General features: G+C 72.4%; 25 protein-coding genes, 1 tRNA gene, 1 pseudogene and 1 riboswitch. Of the genes and pseudogenes, 10 read left to right on the top strand and 17 right to left on the bottom strand.

From position 1 onward, the window contains the following. Window positions 1–30 precede the first annotated feature (30 nt). On the top strand, window positions 31–2,649 hold the full coding sequence (locus ACFVFR_RS28980) for a transglycosylase domain-containing protein (protein ID WP_383707028.1): 2,619 nt from the start codon (window positions 31–33) through the stop codon (window positions 2,647–2,649). 182 nt (window positions 2,650–2,831) lie between these two features. Here the strand turns inward: ACFVFR_RS28980 and ACFVFR_RS28975 are convergent, their stop codons facing one another. The 3 genes from ACFVFR_RS28975 to ACFVFR_RS28965 form a co-directional block, all read right to left on the bottom strand. Next, a complete protein-coding gene (locus tag ACFVFR_RS28975; RefSeq protein WP_383707022.1) occupies window positions 2,832–3,152 on the bottom strand; it encodes a DMT family transporter in 321 nt (106 codons plus the stop codon). Between the two features lie 34 nt (window positions 3,153–3,186). After that, a riboswitch (guanidine-III (ykkC-III) riboswitch) is annotated at window positions 3,187–3,252 on the bottom strand. Window positions 3,253–3,530: 278 nt separating this feature from the next. Continuing rightward, window positions 3,531–3,833 (bottom strand): co-chaperone GroES, encoded by a 303-nt coding sequence (locus ACFVFR_RS28970; RefSeq protein WP_055473105.1) that lies wholly within the window; start codon window positions 3,831–3,833, stop codon window positions 3,531–3,533. 163 nt (window positions 3,834–3,996) lie between these two features. Next, window positions 3,997–4,314: a DUF3618 domain-containing protein gene (locus ACFVFR_RS28965; RefSeq protein WP_383707020.1), complete on the bottom strand. Its 318-nt coding sequence runs from the start codon at window positions 4,312–4,314 to the stop codon at window positions 3,997–3,999. Window positions 4,315–4,447: 133 nt separating this feature from the next. Between ACFVFR_RS28965 and bcp the strand changes: the two genes are divergently transcribed. The 3 genes from bcp (at window position 4,448) to ACFVFR_RS28950 (ending at window position 6,389) form a co-directional block, all read left to right on the top strand. Continuing rightward, complete coding sequence (gene bcp, locus ACFVFR_RS28960) at window positions 4,448–4,915, top strand: thioredoxin-dependent thiol peroxidase (RefSeq protein ID WP_383707018.1); 468 nt, start codon at window positions 4,448–4,450, stop codon at window positions 4,913–4,915. Between the two features lie 285 nt (window positions 4,916–5,200). Further along, window positions 5,201–6,244: an HNH endonuclease gene (locus ACFVFR_RS28955; protein WP_383707016.1), complete on the top strand. Its 1,044-nt coding sequence runs from the start codon at window positions 5,201–5,203 to the stop codon at window positions 6,242–6,244. A 61-nt stretch (window positions 6,245–6,305) separates the two neighbouring features. Next, window positions 6,306–6,389, top strand: a tRNA-Leu gene (locus ACFVFR_RS28950). 95 nt (window positions 6,390–6,484) lie between these two features. Here the strand turns inward: ACFVFR_RS28950 and rdgB are convergent. The 4 genes and pseudogenes from rdgB to ACFVFR_RS28930 all read right to left on the bottom strand — a co-directional run. Then, complete coding sequence (rdgB, locus tag ACFVFR_RS28945; RefSeq protein ID WP_383707014.1) at window positions 6,485–7,087, bottom strand: RdgB/HAM1 family non-canonical purine NTP pyrophosphatase; 603 nt, start codon at window positions 7,085–7,087, stop codon at window positions 6,485–6,487. 718 nt (window positions 7,088–7,805) lie between these two features. Next, window positions 7,806–8,219, bottom strand: coding sequence for a hypothetical protein (locus ACFVFR_RS28940; RefSeq protein ID WP_383707012.1), 414 nt, complete (start codon window positions 8,217–8,219; stop codon window positions 7,806–7,808). A gap of 195 nt (window positions 8,220–8,414) precedes the next feature. Further along, complete coding sequence (rph, locus tag ACFVFR_RS28935) at window positions 8,415–9,149, bottom strand: ribonuclease PH (RefSeq protein WP_383707010.1); 735 nt, start codon at window positions 9,147–9,149, stop codon at window positions 8,415–8,417. A gap of 282 nt (window positions 9,150–9,431) precedes the next feature. After that, window positions 9,432–9,674, bottom strand: a pseudogene (locus ACFVFR_RS28930) (glucose PTS transporter subunit EIIB); the annotation flags it as partial. 202 nt (window positions 9,675–9,876) lie between these two features. Between ACFVFR_RS28930 and ACFVFR_RS28925 the strand changes: the two are divergent. Together ACFVFR_RS28925 and ACFVFR_RS28920 are read left to right on the top strand one after the other, a co-directional pair. Then, window positions 9,877–11,103, top strand: coding sequence for a PTS transporter subunit EIIC (locus ACFVFR_RS28925; RefSeq protein WP_383707008.1), 1,227 nt, complete (start codon window positions 9,877–9,879; stop codon window positions 11,101–11,103). A 673-nt stretch (window positions 11,104–11,776) separates the two neighbouring features. Then, complete coding sequence (locus ACFVFR_RS28920) at window positions 11,777–13,123, top strand: PTS transporter subunit EIIC (protein WP_383707006.1); 1,347 nt, start codon at window positions 11,777–11,779, stop codon at window positions 13,121–13,123. A 225-nt stretch (window positions 13,124–13,348) separates the two neighbouring features. On the opposite strand, the gene ACFVFR_RS28915 is transcribed toward ACFVFR_RS28920, so the two are convergent. Beyond that, window positions 13,349–14,101 (bottom strand): MBL fold metallo-hydrolase, encoded by a 753-nt coding sequence (locus ACFVFR_RS28915; RefSeq protein WP_383707004.1) that lies wholly within the window; start codon window positions 14,099–14,101, stop codon window positions 13,349–13,351. A 393-nt stretch (window positions 14,102–14,494) separates the two neighbouring features. Next, window positions 14,495–15,946, bottom strand: coding sequence for an amidase (locus ACFVFR_RS28910; RefSeq protein WP_383707002.1), 1,452 nt, complete (start codon window positions 15,944–15,946; stop codon window positions 14,495–14,497). Window positions 15,947–16,069: 123 nt separating this feature from the next. On the opposite strand from ACFVFR_RS28910, the gene ACFVFR_RS28905 reads away from it, so the two are divergent. Continuing rightward, window positions 16,070–16,696: a TetR/AcrR family transcriptional regulator gene (locus tag ACFVFR_RS28905; protein WP_383707000.1), complete on the top strand. Its 627-nt coding sequence runs from the start codon at window positions 16,070–16,072 to the stop codon at window positions 16,694–16,696. A 78-nt stretch (window positions 16,697–16,774) separates the two neighbouring features. Next, window positions 16,775–16,945 (top strand): hypothetical protein, encoded by a 171-nt coding sequence (locus tag ACFVFR_RS28900; RefSeq protein WP_383706998.1) that lies wholly within the window; start codon window positions 16,775–16,777, stop codon window positions 16,943–16,945. 72 nt (window positions 16,946–17,017) lie between these two features. Here ACFVFR_RS28900 and ACFVFR_RS28895 read toward each other — a convergent pair whose 3' ends face one another. The 7 genes from ACFVFR_RS28895 to clpS form a co-directional block, all read right to left on the bottom strand. Continuing rightward, window positions 17,018–17,968, bottom strand: coding sequence for a PLP-dependent cysteine synthase family protein (locus tag ACFVFR_RS28895; RefSeq protein WP_383706996.1), 951 nt, complete (start codon window positions 17,966–17,968; stop codon window positions 17,018–17,020). Then, a complete protein-coding gene (locus ACFVFR_RS28890) occupies window positions 17,968–18,267 on the bottom strand; it encodes a MoaD/ThiS family protein (RefSeq protein ID WP_383706994.1) in 300 nt (99 codons plus the stop codon). Before ACFVFR_RS28890 ends, ACFVFR_RS28895 begins: the two co-directional genes overlap by 1 nt. A gap of 105 nt (window positions 18,268–18,372) precedes the next feature. Then, window positions 18,373–18,522 carry a putative leader peptide gene (locus ACFVFR_RS28885; RefSeq protein ID WP_383706992.1) on the bottom strand — a complete coding sequence of 50 codons (150 nt, stop codon included), beginning with the start codon at window positions 18,520–18,522 and terminating at the stop codon, window positions 18,373–18,375. 145 nt (window positions 18,523–18,667) lie between these two features. Continuing rightward, window positions 18,668–19,090, bottom strand: a complete 423-nt coding sequence (locus ACFVFR_RS28880) for a Mov34/MPN/PAD-1 family protein (RefSeq protein ID WP_383706990.1) — start codon at window positions 19,088–19,090, stop codon at window positions 18,668–18,670. A gap of 327 nt (window positions 19,091–19,417) precedes the next feature. Beyond that, a complete protein-coding gene (locus ACFVFR_RS28875) occupies window positions 19,418–21,025 on the bottom strand; it encodes an amino acid permease (RefSeq protein ID WP_383706988.1) in 1,608 nt (535 codons plus the stop codon). A gap of 695 nt (window positions 21,026–21,720) precedes the next feature. Then, window positions 21,721–22,302, bottom strand: a complete 582-nt coding sequence (locus ACFVFR_RS28870) for a DUF2017 domain-containing protein (protein ID WP_383706986.1) — start codon at window positions 22,300–22,302, stop codon at window positions 21,721–21,723. Beyond that, the gene (clpS, locus tag ACFVFR_RS28865) at window positions 22,302–22,607 is read right to left on the bottom strand and encodes an ATP-dependent Clp protease adapter ClpS (RefSeq protein WP_176166091.1); all 306 of its coding nucleotides are present in this window, start codon (window positions 22,605–22,607) and stop codon (window positions 22,302–22,304) included. Before clpS ends, ACFVFR_RS28870 begins: the two co-directional genes overlap by 1 nt. 247 nt (window positions 22,608–22,854) lie before the next feature. On the opposite strand from clpS, the gene ACFVFR_RS28860 reads away from it, so the two are divergent. Continuing rightward, window positions 22,855–24,183 (top strand): nicotinate phosphoribosyltransferase, encoded by a 1,329-nt coding sequence (locus tag ACFVFR_RS28860; RefSeq protein WP_383707026.1) that lies wholly within the window; start codon window positions 22,855–22,857, stop codon window positions 24,181–24,183. 283 nt (window positions 24,184–24,466) lie between these two features. Beyond that, entirely contained in the window at window positions 24,467–25,060 is a 594-nt protein-coding gene (locus ACFVFR_RS28855; RefSeq protein WP_383706984.1) for a nicotinamidase, read from the top strand. A gap of 298 nt (window positions 25,061–25,358) precedes the next feature. Here ACFVFR_RS28855 and ACFVFR_RS28850 read toward each other — a convergent pair whose 3' ends face one another. Continuing rightward, entirely contained in the window at window positions 25,359–25,847 is a 489-nt protein-coding gene (locus ACFVFR_RS28850) for a hypothetical protein (RefSeq protein WP_383706982.1), read from the bottom strand. Between the last annotated feature and the right edge of the window lie 17 nt (window positions 25,848–25,864).

Here is a 25,864-nt window from a genome sequence, read left to right as displayed (position 1 = left end):
GCTCTAGGCGGCGCGGCGGCGGCCGCGGCGATGGCCGCCAGCGGCGGCGCGGGCGCGTCCGGCGCGGCCGCGTCCGGCGGTGGTGCGTCCGGCGGTGGTGCGTCCGCTGGTGGTGCCGGCGGACCCGCCGGACCGTCCGGCGGCAAGGCCGCGGGCGGCAAGGGGGGCGCCGGCCCAAGTGGTGCGGGCGGCGGCGCGGGCGGCGACGAGCCGCCCACCGGCACCGGCGGCAGCCCCGCGGACGGCTGGCCCGAGCGCCCCGAGGGAGCCGGCAAGAAGGGGAAGAAGGGCAAGAAGCAGCGCCCCAAGCGCACCGGCCTGCGCCGCCTGGTCCCCACCTGGCGCATGGTGCTCGGCGCGTTCCTGCTGCTGCTCGTCCTGATCGGCGGCACGCTGGTCACCGGCTACCTGCTGGTGGACATCCCGGCCGCCAACAAGGCCGCGCTCGCGCAGAGCAACGTCTACCTGTACTCCGACGGCTCACAACTCGCCCGCGAGGGCACCGTCAACCGCGAGAACGTGCCGCTGAGCAGCGTGCCCAAGCACACCCAGAACGCCGTACTGGCCGCCGAGGACCGCAACTTCCACTCGGAGTCGGCGGTCAACCCCGCCGCGATGGTCCGCGCCGCCTGGAACACCGTGACCGGCAAGGGCAAGCAGTCCGGCTCCACCATCACCCAGCAGTACGTGAAGAACTACTACCTGGACCAGGAACAGACCGTCACCCGTAAGGCCAAGGAGTTCTTCATCGCGATCAAACTCGATCGCGAGGTGAGCAAGAACGACATCCTGGAGGGCTACCTCAACACCAGCTACTTCGGGCGCAACGCGTACGGCATCCAGTCCGCCGCGCAGGCGTACTACGGCAAGGACTCCGACGAGCTGAACACCGGCGAGAGCGCCTACCTGGCCACCCTGCTCAACGCGCCCAGCGCGTACGACGTGGTCGTGCACCCCGACAACAAGGGGCGCGCGCTGGCCCGTTGGAACTACGTGCTCGACGGCATGGTGGAGAAGGGCTGGCTCGACAAGTCCGAGCGCGCGGGCATGAAGTTCCCCATGCCCGACCCCGCCAAGCCCACGTCCAGCATGTCCGGGCAGCGCGGCTACCTCGTCGAGGCCGTCAAGAACTACATCACCGACAACGACATCATCGACGAGAAGGACCTGGCGGCCGGCGGCTACCGCATCACCACCACCATCGACCGCAAGAAGCAGGACGCCTTCGTCGAGTCGGTCGACGAACGCCTGATGAGCAAGCTCAGCAAGGCGAACAAGGTGGACAAGTACGTCCGCGCCGGCGGCGCCTCCATCGACCCGTCCAACGGCCGGGTGGTCGCCCTCTACGGTGGCATCGACTACACCAAGCAGTACGTCAACAACGCCACCCGCCGCGACTACCAGGTGGGTTCCACGTTCAAGCCGTTCGTCTTCACCTCGGCCGTCGAGAACGACTCGGTCACCCAGAGCGGCCAGCGCATCACCCCCGACACCGTCTACGACGGCAGCAACAAGCGCGAGGTCATGAGCGCCGACGGCGGCACCAACTACTCGCCGGCCAACGAGGACGACGTCGACTACGGCCAGATCAACGTCACCGGAGCCACCGACAAGTCCGTCAACTCCGTCTACGCGCAGATGGCCCAGGACGTCGGCCCGGACAAGGTCAAGGACACCGCCGTCAAGCTCGGCGTCCCCGAGAAGACCCCGGACCTGACCGCGAGCCCCTCCATCGCGCTCGGCCCCGCCACCGCCAGCGTGCTCGACATGACGGGGGCGTACGCCACGCTCGCCAACCACGGCAAGCACGCCCCGTACAGCCTCGTCGTGGAGATCACCAAGGACGGCGGCAAGGTCAACCTGCCGGACAGCACGCCCGAGCAGGCCGTCGCGCGCGACGCCGCCGACACCACGACCTCCATCCTGCGCAGCGTGGTCGAGGGCGGCACCGGTACCAAGGCGCTGGCCGCGGGCCGCCCGGCGGCCGGCAAGACCGGCACCGCCGAGGAGGACAAGGCCGCCTGGTTCGCCGGCTTCACCCCCGACCTCGCCACCGTCGTCGCGGTGATGGGCCAGGACTCCAACACCGGCGCCCAGAAGCCGCTGTACGGCGCGACCGGGCTGCCCCGCATCAACGGCGGCGGCTACCCCGCCGAGATCTGGGCCGACTACACGCGCAAGGCGCTGAAGGGCAAGAAGCCGGCCGAGTTCGACCTGAAGCTGGAAGAGGGCGCCGACACCCCGACGCTGCCCTCGGACAACCCCGAGGAGACCCCGAGCGACACCACCACCACCCCGGAGGAGGAGACCACTCCCTCGGAGTCGGAGGAGCCCACCACGCCGACCGACACCCCGTCCGAGGACGTGCCTCCCACGACGCCCGACATCACCCTGCCGACCGACAAGCCGACCGACTTCCCGTCCGGCGGCGCCACCGGGGACCCGGGCGGCCCGATAGGCGGGCCGGGCGGCGCCGGCGGCGGACCCGGGAGCGGCACCCCGGGCGGCGCGAACGGCGAACCCGGCGGCACCGGCGACCCGGGCGGAACAGGTGACCCGGGCGGCACGGGTGACCCCGGCGGCACACCCGGCGGAACCCCGGGCGACACCACGCCCGACCTCGGCACCACCCCGGGCGGCGGCGCCTGACCCCGCCCCGTACGGCCGACAGCGGCGCACCACACGACAGCCGCCCCCGCGAACCGGGGGCGGCTGTGTCGCGTCCAGGCACCGCGCCGGAGACCGGACGGCTCGGGCGGACGGGGACGGCTCGGGCGGACGGGGACGGGGCTGGCGGAACTGGACGGGGACGGGACTGACGGAGCGCGCGGTCAGTGACCCGAGGTGGCCTTGAGGCCGACGACCGCCACCAGCAACAGCACCACGAAGAAGATCCGGGCGGCGGTGGCGGGCTCGTTCAGCACCACCATGCCCAACACCGCGGCGCCGGCCGCACCGATGCCGACCCACACCCCGTACGCCGTACCGATCGGCAGCGTCTTGGCGGCCTGCGCCAGCAACACCATGCTCGTGACGATCCCGACCCCGGTGAACACGCTCGGCCACAGCCGCGTGAACCCCTCGGTGTACTTCATCCCGATCGACCAGCCGACCTCCAACAGGCCGGCGACTATCAACAGCACCCACGCCATGACGGCACCTCCGTGAACACGTGCTTCAACAGGGGGTGCGTCGTCTTTGCTTAACCCGGTACGGCGCGTCTCGTCGGGATGCCTCCGACCCTAGCAAGCCGGCCCGCGCCGAGCCGTGACGCGGACCACCACACCGCCCGGGCGGCCGGCACCGCACACGGCCCGGGACGAAGGACCCGGGCCCAAGGACCCGGTGACGCGAGGCCCCGGACGCGGCGCGCGACCCACACCACGCGCGTCGGCCAGACGAGGGGGCCAGGACCGTGGTCGCCGCACCGCGCGCACCCGGGTCCGGCACGCGGACGGAAAACACCACGCCGGCCACAGGGTGCCTCGCGCCCAGCGGAACGAGGCACCCCGTGGCCGGCGCGCCTGTCGCTACAGGTACAGACCTGTGGAGTCCTCCGAGCCCTCCAGCCGCTCGGCGGCCACCGCGTGCAGATCGCGCTCGCGCATCAGGACGTACGCGACGCCGCGCACCTCCACCTCGGCCCGGTCCTCCGGGTCGTACAGCACCCGGTCACCGGGCTCCACGGTCCGCACGTTCTGACCGACCGCGACCACCTCGGCCCAGGCCAGGCGCCGGCCGACGGCCGCGGTGGCCGGAATGACGATGCCGCCGCTGGAGCGGCGCTCGCCCTCCGGGATGTCGGTACGCACCAGCACCCGGTCATGCAACATCCGGATGGGCAGCTTGTCGTGGGACGTCTTGGCACTCACGCCATGAAGGTACCTGCCCCGGACGCCCTCGCACGCCGACGGGTCGGCCGTACGTCACCGGCGTGACAGCCGCGCGCCACGCGCCGGACCCCGCCGGCCGGAGCGGGGCACACCGGGGGTGGGGTCAGTCCCGGTCGCGCCGCGAGACGGTCAGCAGACCGACCACGGCCACCGCCACCAGCGCGACCGGCACGATCCGCTCCATCCGGGGCGCCCCGTCCTCGGACACGAACTGGGCCCGCAGGTCGGAGACCGCGCGGTTGGCCGCCACGTACGCCTGCCCGGCCGTACGGTCCACGGCTCCCGCCACCTTCGCCTTGGCATCGCCGATGATCGTCTTCGGGTGCACCCGGATGCCGATCTCATCGAGCGTCACAGCGAGCGCTTGCCGCCTGCGAGCAATATCAGCCTCGATCTGCGCAGGGGTCCTGGCTTCCGACACCTCGCTGCCTCCGTCAATTCTCGATGGTCGTGGTGGACAGTCTGTCAGGTCGGCCGGATTCATGCCCCACGGAATCCCCCATCGTGGATCTGGCTAGGGTCGGGGGCAGCGGAACCACCTCTTAAGGAGAGCAATGAGCGAGCGACTGCGACCCGGCGACCCCGCCCCGGCCTTCACCCTCCCCGACGCGGACGGCAAGCAGGTGTCACTCGCCGACCACGCGGGCCGCAAGGTCATCGTCTACTTCTACCCCGCCGCCCTCACCCCCGGCTGCACCAAGCAGGCGTGCGACTTCACCGACAACCTCGACCTCCTGGCCGGCCACGGCTACGACGTCATCGGCGTCTCCCCCGACAAGCCGGAGAAGCTGGCCAAGTTCCGCGACAAGGAAGAACTGAAGGTCACGCTCGTCGGCGACCCGGACAAGACCGTCCTGGAGGCATACGGCGCGTACGGCGAGAAGAAGCTCTACGGCAAGACCGTCACCGGCGTCATCCGCTCCACGGTCATCGTCGACGAACAGGGCAACGTCGAGCGCGCGCTCTACAACGTGAAGGCCACCGGCCACGTGGCCAAGCTCATCCGGGACCTGGACCTCTGACCCCCGCGCCGCCGCCCGCCCCCACCCGGGAGCCGGGCGGCGGCCCGGCGTCACACGGCACACGCCGCCCACATCCGGCCACCGCACGCGAGGCCGACACCCCGAACCACGCGGCGCGTCCGGCGTAACCCACCCCCCACCCACTCGTTAACCAGTTCGAGGCCGCGACACGTGGCCGTACCCCTGGCACGGCGAGCCGCGACGCCCCGGGAGTACCCCACACCACCGGCCGTCCCGCCCGCCACGCCAGGACCAACGGGACGAGCGCAGCGAAGGGGTCGCACGATGGGGGCTCGGTACGGGGAGGGGGCGTCGGCGAGGTCGGACGGCGCGGTGGGGATCGAGGCGCTGGCCGCCGCCGTGGCGGGCGGCGCCTCGTGGGCCGATGTGATGCGACGGCTGGGCGTAAGGCCCAGTGGCGGGCGGCGTCGATCCCTGCAACGACAGGTCGCCGCGCACGGCATCGACGCCCGCCATCTCACCGCCCCTCGGGCCCGGCACACCTACTCCGACGAGGCGATCACCCAGGCCGTCGCCTCGTCCACGGCGTTGCACGAGGTGGCCTGCGAGCTGGGGGCGCGCCCGGCGCCAGGCACCCTGTCCCATCTGCGGAGACGTATCGACGCAGCCGGCATCGACATCAGCCACTTCCCGGCCATGGCCCGTCACGGGCCCGACCTGCCGTGTGACCGGGCCTCACTCGCCCGGGCGGCGACCGGTGTCAGCAGTGTGCGCGCACTGGCGCGGGCGCTCGGCTGGCCCGACGACGGACGGTCCCGCGCCGCCCTCCGCCGCCTTCTGGTCCGCTGGGACATCGACGTGGCGCATTTCCGCCCCACGCGGATGCCCCGACCCGACCAACGGCTCACCGAGGCGGTGGCCCACTCGACGAGCTACGCCGCCGTCGTACGGGCCCTCGGCCTGGCCCCGAACGACGCCAGCACCCGCCGCGTACAGCGCTGGTCGGCCCAACTCGGTCTGGACACCTCACACTTCACCCGTGCCTCCCGCCGCGCGGGCACGCGGCCCCGCCCGACCGCCGGGGCCACCGACGTACTCCGGGTGCGGCCGGCCGACGCGCCCCGCGTCAACCGGGCACGACTGCATCGGGCCCTGGAAGCCCTGGGGGTCCCGGCACGGTGCGCCTTCTGCGGCAACGAGGGCGAGTGGCGCGGCGCATCCATCACCCTGCACATCGACCACGTCAGCGGCGACTGGCGCGACAACCGCCCGGAGAACCTGCGCTACCTCTGCCCGAACTGCCACGCCACCACCGACACCTGGTGTCGCAACCGACGGGGTGCCCCGGACGCCGCAGACGCACGCTGACCAGCCGCGTCATACCCGCCTGCCTATCCAGCCGCCAGCCCGCTACCATGGCTGGCGGCTAGCGGCCGTGGCGGAATTGGCCTACGCGCAGCACTTAGGATGCTGTGGGAGAAATCCCTTGAGGGTTCGAGTCCCTCCGGCCGCACAGCTTCGATTCGAAGGGCCGACCCGTCATCGTGACGGGCCGGCCCTTCGGCGTTCCCCGAGCCGCGTGCCCTCTCGGGCCGCGGCCTCCTCACCTCACCCCACCAGCTCCCGCACCACCGGCGCCAGCTCGCGGAACGCCTTGCCTCGGTGGCTGATGGCGTTCTTCTCCTGGGGGGTCAGTTCCGCGCAGGTGCGGGTCTCGCCGAGGGGCTGGAGGATCGGGTCGTAGCCGAAGCCGCCGGTGCCCGCGGGCTCGTGACGCAGGGTGCCCTCCAGGCGGCCCTCGACGACGCGTTCCGTGCCGTCGGGGAGGGCGAGGGCCGCCGCGCAGGCGAAGTGGGCGGCCCGGTGGGGGGCGTCGATGTCGCCCAGCTGGGCCAGCAGCAGGTCCAGGTTGGCCTGGTCGTCGCCGTGTCGGCCGGCCCAGCGGGCGGAGAAGATACCCGGCGCGCCGCCGAGGACGTCCACGCACAGCCCGGAGTCGTCGGCCACGGCCGGCAGCCCGGTCGCCTTGGCCAGGGTGTGCGCCTTGAGCAGCGCGTTCTCGGCGAAGGTGACGCCGGTCTCCTTGACGTCGGGGATCTCGGGGTAGGCGTCGGCGCCGACGAGTTCGACGTCGAGGCCGGCGGCGGTCAGGATCGCGTGCAGCTCGGCGACCTTGTGGGCGTTGCGGGTGGCGAGGATCAGGCGGTTCATGGGCCCGATTATCCGGTCTGTCCCACGAGACCTGCGCACCGCCTCTGCCGGCCCCTCCCCCGCGCACGCGGCAGACCCGCACGCGGCAGACCCGTCCCGTCCCGGCCTCGCGGCACCCGACCGGGCGGCGTCCCACCGCCGGGCGGCACCCGACCGCGCGGCACCCGCTCGCACCGCATCCGGACGGACGGCATCCGGACGGACGGCATCCCACAGAGGCCCCCAGGCCCCAGGCCCTGGGCCGGACGTCCGCCCCCAGGACCCGCGTTCCGCAGTCCACGCCCCGGGGCAGGCCCACAAGGCGTGCCCCGGGGCGGCGCGAGCCCGCAGGCCACGACCCGAAGCACTCCGAAGCAGCGCGAGCCGCGCCCCGACGCGCCCCGAGCCCGCCAGCCGATACGCCGCAAGCCCAGAAGCCCGGCAAGGCGCCCCGACGTGCCGCGAGCCCGCGAGCCGATACGCCGCGAGCCCAGGACCCCGCGAGGCACCCTGAAGAGCGGCACGAGCGAGCGACCCGGTGCGCCACAAGCTCGCGAGCGGCAACCCGAAGCACCGCGAACCCACGAGCACGCGAGCCGCGAGCCGCGCCCCGGGGGGCTCGACCTCACGCCCCGCCCCCGGCTCGCGAGCCGCGAGCCCCGCCCCGCCCCGCCCCGCCCCGTGAAGCAGTCCCCCGGCGCGACCGCGCCGTTCACGCCAGCCGCGCCGTGTCCCCGCCTCAGCCCGGCTTGCAGGCGTTGGTGAGTTCCTTGCCCGCGTCACCCACGGGGGACAGGTCGACCTTCTCGTCGTTCTTGACGGCCGTGGAAACGTTGTCCACGGCCTTCTCCAGGTGGTCGAGCGCCTTCTCGATGTCCGCGTTGTCGGTCTTCTTGTCGAGGTCGTCGACGTTCTTGTGGATCTCGTCGAGAGCCTCGTCGGACTTCTTCTCGTTGCCCGAGCCCTCCATGACGGCGCGCTTGAGCACGGCCTGCTGGAGGTCGTCGATGGACTCGGAGATGTCGACCGCGAGCTCCGCGCAGTCCCACGCCTTGTCGACGTCGTCCTTGTCGCAGCTCACGGTCAGCGGCACGATGAGCGCGACGGCCGCCACTGCGGTGGCGGCGGTGGTGATACGGCGGTGTCTCGCCATGGAACGGGTCCCTCTCCAGCGCGTACGCACGAGCCCGGGAGTCCGGGTCCCGCACCTGACACCTGACTAAACGCCACGGGGGATGATGACGGTTGCTCAGCGGGCCGATCTCCGGCCCGAGCCGGCGGGGGCCGGCCGGTCGGAGCGGGCGGGGGACCGCCGCTCGCCCCGACCCGGGAGGGCGTACGGGAGCGGCTACTCGGTCGCCGCAGCGAGCGCCGCACGCTGGATGGTGGCCAGCTCGGCGCAGCCGCCGGAGGCGAGGTCGAGGAGGCCGTTGAGCTCGGCGCGGGCGAAGGGCTCGCCTTCGGCGGTGCCCTGGACCTCGACGAAGCGGCCGTCACCGGTGCAGACCACGTTCATGTCGGTCTCGGCGCGCACGTCCTCCTCGTAGGCGAGGTCGAGCAGCGGGACGCCGTCCACGATGCCGACGCTGACGGCGGCGACGGTGCCGGTCAGGGGCTGGCGGCTGGGGCGGACGAGCTTCTTGGCCTGGGCCCAGGCGATGGCGTCGGCGAGGGCGACGTAGGCGCCGGTGATGGCGGCGGTGCGGGTGCCACCGTCGGCCTGGAGGACGTCGCAGTCCAGGACGATGGTGTTCTCGCCGAGCGCCTTGTAGTCGATGACGGCGCGCAGCGAGCGGCCGATGAGGCGGGAGATCTCGTGGGTGCGTCCGCCGATCTTGCCTCGGACGGACTCGCGGTCGCCGCGGGTGTTGGTGGCGCGCGGCAGCATCGCGTACTCGGCGGTGACCCAGCCTTCGCCGCTGCCCTTGCGCCAGCGCGGCACGCCCTCGGTGAAGCTGGCGGTGCACAGCACGCGGGTGTCTCCGAAGGAGACGAGGACCGAGCCCTCGGCGTGCTTGCTCCAGGAGCGTTCGATGGTCACGGGGCGGAGCTGTTCGGGGGTTCGGCCGTCGATGCGAGACATGGTGCGACCTTATCGGCAATGCGACGGACCTCGTTCCGTGTGCCGCTCCCGGCGTGGGGTGCGGTGCGGTACGAGGCCCGTCGTGGGTGCCCGGGTGTGCTGGTGGTCCATGTCGCCCTGGTGGCCGGCGAGTTGGCGTCGACAGGTGGGTGCTGTCGGGCGGCCGGTCGGTCGGCTCCGCCGGGCGGGGGCCGGCGGGGCCGGGTGCCGGGCCGGTGTCGGGGCGCGGGTGGGGTCAGCGGTCGCGGGGCGGGGTGTGGGGTACGCCGGTGGGGGCGTAGCTCACATCATGTCCTCGATCTCGGCGGCGATCGGGTCGGCGTCGGTGCCGATGACGACCTGGATCGCGGTGCCCATCTTGACGACGCCGTGGGCTCCGGCGGCCTTGAGGGCGGCCTCGTCGACCAGGGAAGCGTCGCTGACCTCGGTGCGGAGGCGGGTGATGCAGCCCTCCACCTCTTCGATGTTGTCGAGGCCGCCGAGCCCGGCGACGATCTTCTCAGCCTTGCTGGCCATGTCCACTCCTGTTTTCTCGGCCCTTCGGCGGTCTCGCCCGAGCGTTTTTCATACCGTAACGCACGTATAGACCAACTTCGCGGGCGTATGTCCGCTATGTAGCGAAGGATGGCGATCATCGCCGCGGTGCGGGCTGACCCCGTCGCGACGACATGTGGTCTACACCAGTATGCGGCAAAGGTGAGCGCCAACTGCCGCCGGGAGGACGGTCATGAGCGTGAGCGGCGCGGCGGTGGCGCGGAAGTCCTGGACGTCGTCCTTCTTCCAGGGGCTACAGAAGCTCGGTCGCAGCCTTCAGCTGCCCATCGCCGTGCTCCCCGCGGCGGGCATCCTGAACCGGCTGGGACAGAAGGACGTCTTCGGCTCGGAGGGTCTGGGCTGGGAGGACGTGGCCAAGGTCTTCGCGGGCGCGGGCGGCGCGCTGCTCGATCCGGTGCTGGGGCTGCCCCTGTTGTTCTGTGTGGGTGTGGCGATCGGCATGGCCAAGAAGGCGGACGGCTCGACCGCGCTCGCCGCGGTCGCCGGCTTCCTCGTCTACCACAACGTGCTGGCCCAGTTCCCCGACGACGGCGAGCCGCAGAACCCGGGGGTCTTCGGCGGTATCGTGCTCGGCCTGCTCAGCGCGCGGGTCTGGCAGCGCTTCCACCGCACGAAGCTGGTCGACTGGCTCGGCTTCTTCAACGGCCGACGGCTCGTACCGATCATGATGGCGTTCGGCGGGCTGCTCTTCGCGGTCCTGTGCCTGTGGATCTGGCCGCCGGTCGGGGACGCGCTGGTCAACTTCAGCGACTGGCTGACCGGCCTCGGCTCGTGGGGCTCGGGCCTGTTCGGCGTGGCCAACCGGGCGCTGCTGACGGTGGGGCTGCACCAGTTCCTGAACACGTTCGTCTGGTTCCAGTACGGGGACTACACGGCGCCCGACGGCAAGACCTACCAGGGCGACATCAACCGCTTCCTCAACGGTGACCCCAGCGCGGGCATCTTCACCTCCGGCTTCTTCCCGATCATGATGTTCGCGCTGCCCGCCGCCGCGCTGGCCATCGCGCACTGCGCCCGGCCCGACCGCCGCAAGGAGGTCAGCGGCATGATGCTGTCGGTCGGCCTGACCTCGCTGGTGACCGGCATCACGGAGCCGATCGAGTACTCCTTCCTCTTCGTGGCGCCGGCGCTGTACGCGGTGCACGCGCTGCTCACCGGCGTGTCGATGGCGGTGACCTGGGCCCTCGGCGTACACGACGGGTTCAGCTTCTCGGCCGGCCTGATCGACTACCTCATCAACTGGGGCCTGGCCACCAAACCGTGGCTGATCATCCCGATCGGGCTGTGCTTCGCGGTGGTGTACTACGCCCTCTTCCGCTTCCTGATCATCCGGTTCGACCTGCCCACGCCGGGCCGCGAGGCGGACGCGGAGGAGTTGGAGAGGGAGAACGTGAAGTAGGGGTCGACCCCGCCCCCACCGGCCCCGGCCCGCCCCCACGGCTCCGACCCCGCCCCCACCGGCCCGGCCCGACCCCACGGGTCCAGCCCCGACCCCACCGGTCCGGCCCGACCCCGCCCCGCGCGGCGAGCCCGGCCGCGCCCGCCGGCCGGGCCCCGGCCCGGCCTGCCCGCGCGCCCCGTCCCGGTGCCCCGCCGCACCGCCTCGGTGCCCGGGCGGACCGTCCCGACGGGCCCTCCCCCGTCAGATGACCGGTCACCGTCGCACCCCCATCGACCGGAGCCGGGTGCGTCCCGTACGCTCACCCCCGCAACGGTCGCGCACCGCGTCTCCCGCACGTCCCGCACACCCCGTACGTCGTACGCTCCGCGCGGCGGCGGAGCTCTCGCGGCCCGCGCCTCGCATCGCATCACGCTCGCGTTCTCGCACGTCAGCACGCTCGCATCGGCCGTCCGTCCCGGGTGGTCGAGCGCCACTTCGGGCGGGCCTCGCCCTGGTTGACCAAAGCACCTTCGCATCGGACGGAAACCTGTCACTCTGGGTGGTCCAGTCCACTGAAAACTGGTGATTCCGTTCCAGGTAAGCCCGTGCTAAAAATGGTCTAAACCACTGAGGTGGATAAGCCAGGAAGCGGGCATTCCCCCTGAGAGCCCGCCTCACCAGGAGGAATCCCATGAGTACGGCCACCGCCAAGGCGGCCCCCGCGAAAAAGCGGGGCGCAGGCGCCATCCAGGGCATGCAGAAGATCGGCCGCAGCCTTCAGCTTCCGGTGGCCGCCCTGCCCGCCGCCGGCATCCTGAACCGGCTCGGTCAGGACGACGTCTTCGGCAAGGACGGCCTCGGCTGGAACAAGCTCGCCGAGATCTTCGCCCACGCCGGCAACTCGCTCTTCGACAACCTCGCCCTGCTCTTCTGTGTGGGTGTCGCGATCGGCTTCGCGAAGAAGGCCGACGGTACGACGGCGTTCGCCGCCCTCGTCGGCTTCCTCGTCTACAAGAACGTGCTGACCGGCTTCGTCAGTGACGTCACCGGCAAGCCGCAGGACCCGGGTGTCCTCGGCGGCATCGTCGTCGGCATCACCGCCGCCGTGCTGTGGGAGAAGTACCACCGCACCCGGCTCCCCGACTGGCTGGGCTTCTTCAGCGGTCGCCGCTTCATCCCGATCCTGATGTCCTTCGCGGGCCTGCTCTACGGTGTGGCGTTCGGCTACGCGTGGGCCCCGATCGGCGACGGTCTGAACAACTTCGCCGAGTGGCTCTCGGGCAACGGCTCGATCGGCTCCGGCATCTTCGGCCTGGTCAACCGACTGCTCATCCCGGTCGGCATGCACATGCTGCTGAACTCGTTCGCCTGGTTCCAGTTCGGTGACTACACCGCCTCCGACGGCACCACGTACAACGGCGACATCGCGCGTTACTTCCACGACGACCCGTCGGCCGGAATGTTCATGACCGGCTTCTTCCCGATCATGATGTTCGCCCTGCCGGCCGCCGGTCTGGCCATCGCGCACTGCGCCCGCCCCGAGCGCCGCAAGGCCGTGATGGGCATGATGATCTCGATCTCGCTGACCGCGTTCGTCACCGGTGTCACCGAGCCGCTCGAGTTCTCCTTCATGTTCCTGGCCCCGGTCCTGTACGGCATCCACGCCGTCCTCACCGGTGTCTCCATGGCGCTGACCTGGGCGCTCGGCATCCGCAGCGGCTTCACCTTCTCCGGTGGCCTCTTCGACTACCTGCTCGGCTACTCGCACAGCGAGAAGGCGTGGTTGATCATCCCGATCGGCCTGGTGTTCGCGGCCATCTACTACACGGTCTTCCGCTTCGCGATCCTCAAGTTCAACATCCCCACCCCGGGACGCGAGCCGGAGGACAGCCTGGACGACGCCGCCGCCGAGGCCGCCGCGGCGGAGCGCAAGCAGGCGCGGAAGGCGGCCAAGGCCGCCGAGGGCGCGGCGAAGGTGCCGGCCCAGTCGGCCGACGAACCGTCGGCCAGCGAACCCGAGGGCAAGAGCACCACGTAAGGCCCGCGCCATACCGGCACAGCACGAAGGTCCCCGAACCGTCCTCGGTTCGGGGACCTTCCGCGTGTCCGGCCCGCGCCACCACCCGCTCCGGCCCCATGCCGCGTACCCACACCCCGTGCGTCACGCCCCGTACGTCACAGCCCCTCGTACGCCGCCCTCGCCCGCCCCCCGCGGCGTCCGGCGCGGGGCGCACGGGGCACGGCCCCCGTGGACGCCCGGGGGTCACACCTCGTACGTCGCGCCCGCCTTGGCGAGTTCCGCCGGGCCCTCGAACACGGCCTGCGCGTCGCGCAGGTTGACCTGCGGGTCGGTCCACGGCGGGATGTGGGTGAGCAGCAGCCGGCCCACACCGGCCCGCTCCGCGTGCTCGCCGGCCTGGCGGCCGTTGAGGTGCAGTTCGGGGATGTCCTCCTTGCCGTGCGTGAACGCCGCCTCGCACAGGAAGAGGTCGCAGCCGTCGGCCAGGTCGTGCAGCGCCTCGCAGGGGCCGGTGTCGCCGGAGTAGACCAGTGACCGGCCGCCGTACTCGACGCGGAAGCCGTACGCCTCGACCGGGTGACAGACCCGCGCGGTGCGCACGGTGAAGGGGCCCACGGTGAAGGTGCCGGGCGTCAGCGTGTGGAAGTCGAAGACCTCGCCCATGCACTTCTCGTGCGGCACGTCGCCGTACGCGGTGACCAGTCGCTCTTCCGTGCCCTCGGGTCCGTAGACGGGGATCGCGCCGGCCCGCCCGCCGTCGTACCGGTAGTAGCGCGCCACGAAGTAGCCGCACATGTCGACACAGTGGTCGGTGTGCAGGTGCGAGAGCAGCACGGTGTCCAGGTCGTACAGCCCGCAGTGGCGCTGCAGCTCGCCCAGGGCACCGTTGCCCATGTCGAGCAGCAGCCGGTAGCCGTCGGCCTCGACGAGGTAACTCGAGCAGGCCGATTCCGCGGAGGGGAACGAACCCGAGCATCCGACGACGGTGAGCTTCATGAAGCAGGAACCTCCTTGGGGGTACGCCGTGCCGGAGTTCCCAGCCCTCGGCATGGGACCCCAGGGGGCGGAGACCGGGGGGTCATGCGGTGCCCCCGAGCGTAAGGCGCGAAAGGGCTGGTCGCTCCCCGGCCAACGCGCGTTGTGGGCGATGTCACCGGTAAGGGGGCGCGGGCGTTCGAAGGGCGGTGCGGGCCGGTGCGGCGCCGGTCCGTACGGCTCCCGAACCGGCCGCGCCACCGGGGCCCGTGGGGCCTGGCCGAGGCGGGCGGGAGGCCGTTCGCGGCCGGCCGACGTCCGGCCCCGGCGGCGGGCGGGCGGCTCCGCCGCCGCCGGGCGTACGTTCGAGGACGTGGGCCGCGTGTCCGCCCGGCGGCGCCCACGGGGCGTCGGTCAGCGGCCCCCGGCCTCGCCCGCCCAGATCGCGGGGGTGCGGTCCGCCCACGGGCTCGCCTGTTCGAGCTGGCCGGCGAGGCGGAAGAGGAGGTCCTCGCGCCCGTAGCCGGCGGCGAACTGCATGCCGACCGGCAGGCCCGTCGCCGCGTCGGTCACCACCGGCACGGACATGGCGGGCGTGCCGGCCACGTTGAACGGCGCGCTGAACGGCGCGAGGTCGAACAGCCGGCGCAGCCAGCCCAGGCCGTCCAGCGACTCCGCGCCCGCCGCGTGGGTGCCCAGCGGCGGGGGCAGCGCCGGCAGGGTCGGGGTGAGCAGGACGTCGTAGGCGTCGAAGAACGTGGCCAGGGCGCGCGCGACCTGGTTGCGGAGCGCGAGGGCGGCGACGAACTCGGTGCCGCTGACCCGCCGTCCGTAGTGGTAGCTGGCCAGGACGGGCGGCTCCAGGGTCGAGGCGTCGACGGGGCGGCCGAGGGCGGCGGCCAGCCCGTCGATCGAGGCCGCCAGGTCCGCCGTCCACTGGCGGGCGCTGGCCAGCAGGAACTCCTCCCAGTCGACGCCCAGATCGACGCTGACCCCGCTCACCCGGTGGTCGAGGTGTTCCAGCAGGCGCACGGTGCGCGCGAGCGCGTCGGCCACCGGCGCGGTGGTGCGGTGCCCGCCCCAGGCGTGGGTCAGGACGCCGATCCGCAGCGGGCCCGGCGGGCGGCCGACCTCCTCGGCGTACGGGCGGTCGGGCTCCCGCGCGAAGTAGGGGTCGCCCGGTTCGGGGCCGCCGACCTGGTCGAGCAGGGTGGCGCTGTCGCGTACGGAACGGCTGACGGCGCCCTGGACGGCCAGGCCGCCCACGACCTCGTCGGCGGCGGGCCCCCAAGAGATCCGGCCCCGGGTGGGCTTGAGCCCGAAGAGGCCGTTGTGGGCGGCGGGGACGCGGAGCGAGCCGGCGGCGTCGGTGGCGTGGGCGAGCGGGACGATCCCGGCGGCGACGGCGGCGCCCGCGCCGCCGCTGGAGCCGCCCGCGCCGCGCGTCGGGTCCCACGGGTTGCGGGTCGCGCCGTACAGCACGGGTTCGGTGGTGTTGCTGTAGGCCAGCTCCGGGGTGGTGGTGCGGCCGAAGGTGACGAGGCCGGCGCGGCGGAAGCGGCGCATCAGGGCGGAGTCGGCGGAGGCGGTGTGGCCGGCGGCGAGCCGGCTGCCCAGTTCGGTGCGCCGGCCGGCCATCGTCACCCCGATGTCCTTGATCAGAAAGGGCACTCCGGCCAGCGGCGAGCCGCCGGGGGTGGGCCTGTCGTCGGTGGGCCAGGTCTCGGCGACGGCGTTGACCCGGGGGTTGACCGCCTCGGCGGCCTCGCGGGCGGCGGCCTCCAGTTCGGCGGGGGTCACCTCGCGCCGGGCGACCAGTTCCGCGAGCCCGACCGCGTCGTAGCGCACGTACTCGGCACTTCTCACTGTCCCTCCCAGGGATGAACGATACCGTTGAGTCTCGAACGATACCCAACGGTATCGTCCGGGACGGACTGGTACCGTGCGGAGGGCGTGGGGCCACCACGGACCGGACGTCACGGAGTAGGCATGACTGCGACCACCAGAAGGCCGGACAGGGTGGCGAAACTGCCACCCCGCGAGCGCGTCCTCGACGCGGCGGAAGAGCTCTTCCAGAGCGAGGGAATCCGGCGGGTGGGTGTCCAGGCGATCGCCGAGCGGGCCCAGACCACCAAGATGGCGATCTATCGGCACTTCGCGACCAAGGACGCGCTGGTCGCGGAGTGGCTGCGGATCGTCGCCGCCGACTACCAGGCGGCCTTCGACCGGATGGAGACCGCGCACCCGGACCGGCCCCGGGAGCAGATCCTGGGCCTGGCCCGCTTCATCGCCGACGGGCTGCCGGCCGTCTCGCACCGGGGCTGCCCGTTCATCAACTCCCTCGCCGAGCTGCCCGACCGCGCGCACCCCGCGCGGCGGGTGATCGAGGAACACAAGGCCCGCCAGACCAGGCGACTGGTCGCCCTGTGCGCCGCCGCCGGGATGGCCGACCCCGAGCAGGTCGCGGCCGAGATCACCTTCGTCCTCGAAGGAGCGCAGGTCAGCACGCAGAACGGCAGCATCGACCGGACCGGGGAGCGACTGCTGCGGATCGTCGAGGGCATCGTGGAGCGCAACGCCCCGCCGTCGGAGGGCGACACGGCGGGCACCGACTGAGCGGTACGACCAGGGGCGCCCCGGGGCGGTGGGGCGGCGCCGGAGGGAGGCGACGTGGGGTCCTCGTGGTGGCCCGCGGTGGCTGTGGTGCTGGCGCTCGCGCTGGTCGCCGCGGTCAGCGACGGCCTGGGGCGGGTGTGGGTGCGCCGACGGCCCGGCGGCCGGGACCGGCCACAACGCGAGCGGCCCGGCCGACCGAAGTCGACCGGGCGCGAGGGCGATGACGGAGCGGCGGCCGATGACGCGTAGGCCGCGCGCGGGGCCGTGGGGAGACGGCCGGACGGCGGCGGCCGGGGCGTCCCGCCGACCACCGCCGTTCCGCTACGCCCAGAGCTGGCCGTGCAGGGTGGCGATGGCCTCCTCGGTGGTGGCCGCCGTGTAGACACCGGTGGACAGGTACTTCCAGCCACCGTCGGCGACGACGAACGCGACGTCGGCGCTCTCGCCCGCCTGCTCGGCCTTGCGGGCGACGCCGAGAGCGGCGTGCAGGGCGGCGCCGGTGGAGACGCCCGCAAAGATGCCCTCCTCGGCCAGGAGTTCCCGCGTACGCCGCACGGCGTCCTCGCTGCCCACCGAGAACCGGGTGGTCAGCACGGACTCGTCGTACAGCTCGGGCACGAAGCCCTCGTCCAGGTTGCGCAGCCCGTAGACCAGGTCGTCGTAGCGCGGCTCGGCGGCCACGACCTGGACGCCCGGGGCGTGCTCGCGCAGGTAGCGGCCGACGCCCATCAGGGTGCCGGTGGTACCCAGCCCCGCGACGAAGTGCGTGATCGAGGGGAGGTCGGCGAGGATCTCGGGGCCCGTGGTCGCGTAGTGGGCGCCCGCGTTGTCCGGGTTGCCGTACTGGTAGAGCATCACCCAGTCCGGATGCTCGGCGGACAGCTCCTTGGCGACCCGTACGGCCGTGTTCGACCCGCCCGCGGCCGGCGAGGAGATGATCTCCGCGCCCCACATGGCCAGCAGCTGGCGACGCTCGTCGCTGGTGTTCTCCGGCATGACGCACACGATGCGGTAGCCCTTGAGCCTGGCCGCCATGGCGAGCGAGATGCCGGTGTTGCCCGAGGTGGGCTCCAGGATGGTGCAGCCCGGGGTCAACCGGCCGCTCTTCTCGGCCTGTTCGATCATGTGGAGCGCGGGGCGGTCCTTGATCGAACCCGTCGGGTTACGGTCCTCCAGCTTGGCCCAGACCCGCACCTCGGCGGAGGGCGAGAGGCGGGCCAGCCGCACCAGCGGCGTGTTGCCGACGGCGTCGAGCGGGCTGTCGTAGCGCATCAGACCGCTGCGTTCCCGCTGGGGGCGCCACCGGCGACGGCGGGCAGGATGGTGATGCTGTCACCGTCCTTGAGCGGCGTGCTGATGCCGCCCAGGAAACGCACGTCCTCGTCGTTCAGGTAGACGTTGACGAAGCGGCGCAGCTCGCCGGTGGTCTCCACCAGGCGCTCACGGATGCCGGGGTGGCGCGCCTCAAGGTCGGTGAAGAGCGCCTCGATGGTGTCTCCGCTGCCTTCGACCTTCTTCTGGTCGTCGGTGTAGCTGCGGAGGATGGTCGGGATGCGGACCTCGATGGCCATGGCTGGGTGCTCCTGTCGGAGTGCGGGGTACGGAATGTCGACTGAACGGCACGCGGCTGCGCGTGGATGTGCGGCGCGGTGTGCGGGCGAGCGTGGCCGCGAGGGTCAGGCGGCGGCGCGCCGCGGACAGATGGCGCTGGCGAGGCGACACAGATCGACGTGCAGCCGCGCGACGAGCAGCGCGCCCGGCGTCGCGCCGGGGCGCGTGCGGGTCACTCCCCGGCGGGTCGCGGCGTTCACGTCATGGACAACCATGCGGTCATCGTATCGATTCCCCCTCGCGCCCCGGATAGCCCGTCTTGAATGACGGACTCCCTCGTCGCGGTATGTGAGACCCCAGACCGCCGGTGGGACCGCCGGCACCGGCCGGGCGGCCCCGTGGCGCCCCCGCGCGGGGACCTCAGTACGCGGCGACGACCCGCACGTCTTCCTCCGTGACCACGCCGTCCACGATGCGGAAGGAGCGGAACTGGAAGGGGCCGGCGTCGTCGGTGTCGGCGGTGGAGACGAGCACGTAGTGGGCGCCGGGTTCGTTCGCGTACGTGATGTCCGTACGGGAGGGGTACGCCTCGGTCGCGGTGTGCGAGTGGTAGATGATCACCGGCACCTCGTCGCGGTCGTCGAGGTCACGGTAGAGGCGCAGCAGGTCGCCGGAGTCGAACTCGTAGAACGTGGGCGAGCGCGCCGCGTTGAGCATCGGCACGAACCGCTCGGGCCGGTCGGAGCCTTCCGGGCCCGCGACCACGCCGCACGCCTCGTCGGGGTGGTCGGCCCGGGCGTGGGCGACGATCTGGTCGTGCAGGGCCTGGGTGATGGTCAGCATGGCGACAGCATAAGGAGGCCCTCGGGGCGGGTCGGGGCGGGGCGGCGGCCCTCGCGGGGCGGTCCCGGTGGAGCGGTCGGTGGGGGCCGGGGCTCCCGGGTGGACCCCGCGGGGGTGCGGCCCGGGGCGGGCGGGGGCCAGCGTGGCGTCGAGCGGGTAGGGGTGCCCGGCCGGTCAAGGGCGTCCGGGACGGGCCGGGGCGCCCGGGTGCTCGGGGTCGCGCCGGGGCGGCATGACGGCGGGCCCGGTCCGTATCCGCTCGCGCGGGTACGGACCGGGCCCGGGTCGCGGCGGGGCCGCGGGGGTGCGTCGCGGGGCGGGGGCGCCTCAGTCCTTGGCGTCGCCCTTCGCGTCGCCGTCCTTCGTGGCGTCGCTCCGCGCGTCGTCGCCCTCGGCCGGCGCCGGCTCGGCGGTGGCCGCAGGGGCGTCGCCGGTGGCCCTGGCCTGTCGCACGGCCAGCGGCGGCTCGCTGTCGCCCCAGTCGGCGTTGGCCGCGGCCATCGAGTAGTCCTTGCGGGCGAACGCCTGCGGGTTGCGGGCCTTTATGACGAAGTAGCCGATGGTCAGCAGCACGGCCCAGATCGGCGCCGCGTACAGCGAGACCCGGGAGTCCTTGTCGAAGCCCATCAGCACGATGACCATGCCGATGAAGCACAGCGCGAAGATGCTGGTGTACGGGGCGCCGGGGGCCCGGAAGGTGGACTGGGGCAGTTCGCCACGGTCGGCCTTGGCCCGGTAGCGCAGCTGTGAGAGCAGGATCATGATCCAGGCCCACATGCCGGAGATGGTCGCGAAGGAGACGACGTAGTCGAACGCCTTCGAGGGCCATTCGTAGTTGATCCAGACGCCGACCATCATGAGCGCGGCCGAGACGCTGGTACCCAGGAGCGGCAGGCCGTTCTTGGTGAGCTTGGTGAAGAACTTCGGGCCCTGGCCGTTGAGCGCGAGGTCGCGCAGCATGCGGCCGGTGGAGTACATCCCGGAGTTACACGAGGACAGTGCCGCGGTGAGCACCACGAAGTTCACGATGCCCGCGCCGGCCGGGAGGCCGATCTTGGCGAAGGCGGCCACGAACGGGCTGGTGTCCGGGACGAACTCGGTCCAGCTCACCACCGACAGGATGATGATGAGGGCGCCGAGGTAGAAGACGGCGATGCGCCACGGCACGGTGTTGATGGCCTTGGGCAGGGTCTTCTTCGGGTTGACCGACTCGCCCGCCGTGACGCCGACGAGTTCGACGGCGAGGAAGGCGAACATCACGATCTGGAGGGTCATCAACGTGCCGTCGAGGCCCTTGGGGAAGAAGCCGCCGTCCGACCACAGGTGGCTGAAGGAGGCCGTGTCGCCGGCGTCCGAGAAACCGAGGGTGATCACGCCGAGGCCGATCAGGATCATGCCGAGAATGGCGGTCACCTTGACCATGGAGAACCAGAACTCAAGCTCGCCGAAGACCTTCACCGAGATGAGGTTGGCGCCGAAGAGCAGGACCGTGAAGGCCAGTGCGGACACCCACTGGGGAATGTCGTCCCGCCAGTACTGGACGTATTTCGCGGCGGCGGTCACTTCCGTAATGCCGGTGACGACCCAGAAGAGCCAGTAGGTCCAGCCGGTGACAAAGCCGAAGAAGGGGCCCAGGAACTCCCGGGCGTATTCCGAGAAACTGCCGGACACGGGGCGGTACATCAGCAACTCGCCCAGCGCCCGCATGATGAAGAAGATGACCAGACCGGCGACGGCGTAGGCGAGGATGAGGCTGGGGCCAGCCTTGGTGATCGCCTTTCCGGCGCCGAGGAAGAGCCCCGTGCCAATCGCGCCACCGATGGCGATCATCTGAATCTGACGGGCTCCCAGACCTCGCTGGTAGCCCTCGTCGGTCGCGACCCCTGTGGCCTCGCTGCCGTCGTCGTTCTGCGTGTCGACCTGCGCTGAGGTCATAAGTGGTGCGCCTTTCTCCATACCGACCCGGATTGTCCGGATCGGGTCCCGATCCCCCCGGATGGAGTCCTGCACGCCGACGATCGGTCGGCACAGCGCTCCCGCCGTGACAGGGGTGGCGTCACGGACGGCAGGTCGTGAAGATTTACCACGAGCCGACGCGAGATCAGTAGAGACGAGAGCGACGTACGTCACGAGAAAAGTAGGACAAACTACGGGTCAGTGTTCGATACCCACCGGCGCGGTAATGGGATCGTTATGCGGATTTGAGCCTCCGTTGAGCGAAGCACAAGTCGCGATCTGTCCCGATATGGTGACCGCTCCGCCGTCCCGGCCCCGCACCCGTTCGAGGGTGGGTCGCCACCCGGACAGCCGGGACTGTTCGAGACCCACCGGGCGGAGGCACAGCCTCCGCCGACCGGAGGGATCACCTCCGTCACATCGGGGCCCCACCTTCTCCACACGGAGGTCGCGCCGAACGGCCCCGCCCCCGCCGACCGGAAGTTCGGCGTCCACCGACCGGAGGCTCGACGTCCGCTGAGCGGAGGGTCGGCGTCCACTGACTGGAGGCTCCACTTCCACTGACCGGAGGATCCACCTCCGCTGAACGGAGGTCGCACGTCCCCTGAGCGGAGAGGCCGGCGCGGGCGCCGGCCGCGACGCGTCGCGGCCGGGCGTTCGGGCCCGCGCGTCGGCTACGGCATCAGCGTCTCGATGAGGCTCTCCTGCATGCCGCCCAGCCACAGGTACGCCATGACCATCGGCTTGCGCGGGTCGGAGTCCGGCAGGGTGTAGAGCTCGCCGGCGTCGTCCTCGTCGTCGGAGACCTCAAGGCGCGCCCCGATGGCCAGCCGCAGGTCGTTGAGCGCGCCGAGCCACTGCCGGGAGGTCTCCGGGGTCAGTTCGAGCACCGCGCCGCCCTCGCCCAGCGCGTCCAGGCTGCGCACCATGGCCAGCACGTCGTCCCGCTTGCGGGCCCGCAGGTCGTTCTCCGTGAAGCGGCGGAACTCGGCCGACGCCGCCCGCGTGCGCTCGTCCTCGCTCGCCCCGGGCCCGCCGTACGCGTCGGGGAAGAGGCGGGCCAGCGCCGGGTCGGTGGGCGGGCTGCTCGGGCCCTCGGCGAAGAGCGCGGCCAGCGGGTCGTCGTCGGTCGCCTCGTCGCCCGGGCCGATCAGCTCCAGGAGCTGGACGGCCAGGCTGCGCAGGATGGAGATCTCCACCTCGTCCAGCGCCACGGCCGCACCGCCGCCGGGCAGCGCCTCGAAGTGCCCGGCCATCAGCGGTCCTGCTGGAGGGTCGCCCACAGGCCGTACCCGTGCATGGCCTGCACGTCGCGCTCCATCTCCTCGCGGCTCCCACTGGAGACGATCGCGCGCCCCTTGTGGTGGACGTCCATCATCAGCCGGTGCGCCTTGTCCTTGGGGTAGCCGAAATAGCTCTGGAAGACGTAGGTCACGTAACTCATGAGGTTCACCGGGTCGTTGTGGACCACGGTCACCCAGGGCACGTCCGGCTCCGGCACCTCGACGGGGGCCTCGCTCGCGTCGGGCCGCTCGATCTCGGTGGGGGCGACGCTGAGCACCGGGTACGACACGGCGCGCACGGCGGTGGCTGGACAGGGATGGGCGCTCACCTGCCCCATGCTGCCACCCGACGTGGCCTGGCGCACAAACGGCCCCAGAAATCGTCACTCTGACGAATAACGGGGGTAGCATCCCCACCAACCGCTCCACCCGAGCCGCGGGGCCCACCCCGCCGTGAATCCTGGGAACGCCATGAACGCCAAGCACACCCCGACCGCCGCGCGCCCCGCGGGCGACGGGAACGCGATGAACACCGCGGACCTTGGGCTGCCGGTCGACGTGCCCTCCACCGCGCTCTTCACCGATCGGTACGAGTTCACCATGGTGCAGGCCGCGCTGCGGGGCGGCACCGCCGGGCGCCGCTCGGTCTTCGAGGTCTTCACCCGCCGGCTGCCCGAGGGCCGCCGGTACGGGGTGCTCGCGGGCACCGGGCGCGTGCTGGACGCCGTCGAGAACTTCCGCTTCGACAGCGGCGTCCTCGGCTTCCTCTCCGACCAGCGGATCGTGGACGAGGCCACTTTGGACTACCTGGCCGACTACCGCTTCTCCGGCGACATCCACGGCTACCCCGAGGGAGAGGTGTACTTCCCCGGCTCGCCGCTGATGCGCGTCGAGGGGACCTTCGCCGAGGCCGTGCTCCTGGAGACGGTCATCCTGTCCATCCTCAACCACGACTCGGCCGTCGCCGCCGCCGCGTCCCGGATGGCGGTCGCCGCCGGTGGCCGGCGGCTGATCGAGATGGGCGCCCGCCGCACCCACGAGCTGGGCGCCGTCGCCGCCGCGCGGGCGGCCTACGTCGGCGGCTTCGCGACCACCTCCGACCTGGCGGCCGGCTTCCGCTACAACATCCCCACCGTGGGCACCAGCGCGCACGCCTTCACCCTGCTGCACGACAGCGAGCGGGACGCCTTCACCGCGCAGGTCACCGCGCTGGGCAGCGGCACCACCCTGCTGGTGGACACCTACGACGTGGCCGAGGCCGTGCGGACCGCCGTCGAGATCGCCGGCCCCGACCTGGGCGCCGTACGCATCGACTCCGGTGACCTGTTGCTGCTGGCCCACCGGGTGCGCCAGCAGCTCGACGACCTGGGGGCCGAACGCACCAGGATCGTGGTGACCAGCGACCTGGACGAGTACGCGATCGCCTCGCTGGCCGCGGCCCCGGTGGACGCGTACGGGGTCGGCACCCAGCTGGTCACCGGCAGCGGTCACCCGACGTGCTCGATGGTCTACAAGCTGGTGGCGCGCGCCGCCTCCGACGACCCGGCGGCGCCGCTGGTGCCGGTGGCGAAGAAGTCCATGGGCGGCAAGACCTCGATCGGCGGGCGCAAGTGGGCCGCGCGCCGGCTGGACGCGGACGGTGTCGCCGAGGCGGAGCTGGTGGGCTCGGGCCCGGTGCCGGCGGAGCTGGCCGAGCGGCAGCTCCAGGTGGAGCTGGTGCGCGGCGGCGAGGTCGTCGCCCGCGAGCCGCTCGACGCGGCCCGCGACCGGCACCTGGCGGCCCGCGCCGGCCTGCCGCTGTCGGCGACGCAGCTCTCGCGCGGCGAGCCGGTGCTGCCGACCGAGTACGTGTAGCCGCCGCGCGCCCGCCCGGCGCGCGGCCGGTCGCCACACGGACGCGGAGGGCGGGGTCGCGCGGCAGGGGCGGGCCGCGCGTCGCGCGCGCGGGACTGGTCGCTCGTCGCGGGGGTGAGCGGCGCTCACACGTGTGACGAGCGGTGCGCCCGGGAAGACCAGGCTCGCGCCCGCCGCCCCGCGGCACACGTACTCCCGTGCGACCCGTTCGGTGTCTACCCTCGGTTACACCGGATCGGGCGCACACCGATCCCTCCTCGTCCCCATCCGGAAGGCACGCGCCATGTACCGGGCACTGATCGTCATCGACGTGCAGAACGACTTCTGCGAGGGCGGCAGCCTCGCCGTCCAGGGCGGTTCCGACGTCGCCGCCGCCATCACGGACCTGATCGGTCAGGCCGCCCCCGGCTACCGGCACATCGTCGCCACCCGCGACTACCACATAGACCCCGGTGACCACTTCTCGGAGCGGCCCGACTACGAGCACTCCTGGCCGGTGCACTGCCTGGCGGGCACCGAGGGCAGCGGGTTCCACCCCAACTTCGCGCCGGCCGTCGCCGCCGGGTCGCTGGACACGGTCTTCGACAAGGGCGCCTACTCCGCCGCGTACAGCGGCTTCGAGGGCGCCGACGAGAACGGCACGCCGCTGGAGCGCTGGCTGCGCGAGCGCGAGGTCGACGAGGTGGACGTGGTCGGCATCGCGACCGACCACTGCGTACGGGCCACGGCCCTGGACGCGCGCCGCGCGGGCTTCGAGACGCACGTCCTGCTGGACCTGACGGCGGGCGTGGCCGAGCACACCACGGAGCGGGCGCTGAAGGAGATGCGCGCGGCCTCCGTGCGGCTGTCCGGCGCCCCGGTGCTCCGCACGGCCTGACCGCTCGCCGGGCCCGCCGTCGGCCCGTTCCGATCCGCCGATCCGCCCGGGCCGCCGCCGCCGGCCCGCCGGAGCGCGTCGGCCTGCCTCGGAGGCACGTCCGCGACGTGTCCGCCCCGCCCGCTCGCGCCCGTCGCCGGCGGCTGGCGCGGCTCGCCCGGGACCGCCCGACCCGCGTCGCCTGGCCGCCGCCCGTGGCGTCCCGCCGCCCGTCGCCCTGGTCGTCCACTCCCCCGCCAGGCCCCGCCTCGGGGTCGCCCTGCCGTCGTTCGCGCTGGTCAGAGTCGTTGTGGCGTGGTCAGGCGGGGGCCGCCGGGGAGCGGCGGGTGGAGCGGAGCAGGGCGCGGATGGGGTGCCAGGACTCGGTGTCGTCATCCGGGGCGGCGCGCCAGACCAGCCCGTCCGGGTGGTGCAGGACGGCCGTGACCTCGTCCGGAGTCGGGGGTTCCGCGTTGCCGCGCAGGTACACCGCGCGCAGTCCCAGGTTGCGCAGCCGGGTCAGGGCGCGCTGGCGGTTCGCGGCGTGCACCAGGATGCGGACGCGCGGCCCCATGGCGGTGGCGTCGCTGAGCGCTCCCGTGCGCATGAACGCGCTTTCTGTACCTGGCGCCACAGCGACCCCAGAGGCCCCGCTGATCCCACCAGGACCACCACCCCCAGCCGTGTTCGCGCCGTGACCCAGCGTTCCGCCGGGGGTCGCGCCGCCGACCTGGGCGAACGGGCTGGGCAGCGAGACCGCCACCACCACATCGCCGCCCGGAAGCTTGGTGAATCCACCGCCAGCCATCTTCCCGATCGCCCCCT

The sequence above is a fragment of the Streptomyces sp. NPDC057702 genome, assembly GCF_042799315.1.
In the GTDB taxonomy this organism is placed as follows: Bacteria; Actinomycetota; Actinomycetes; order Streptomycetales; family Streptomycetaceae; genus Streptomyces.
Note: the sequence above shows the minus strand (reverse complement) of the source record. Positions and strands in the feature narration are given on the sequence as shown.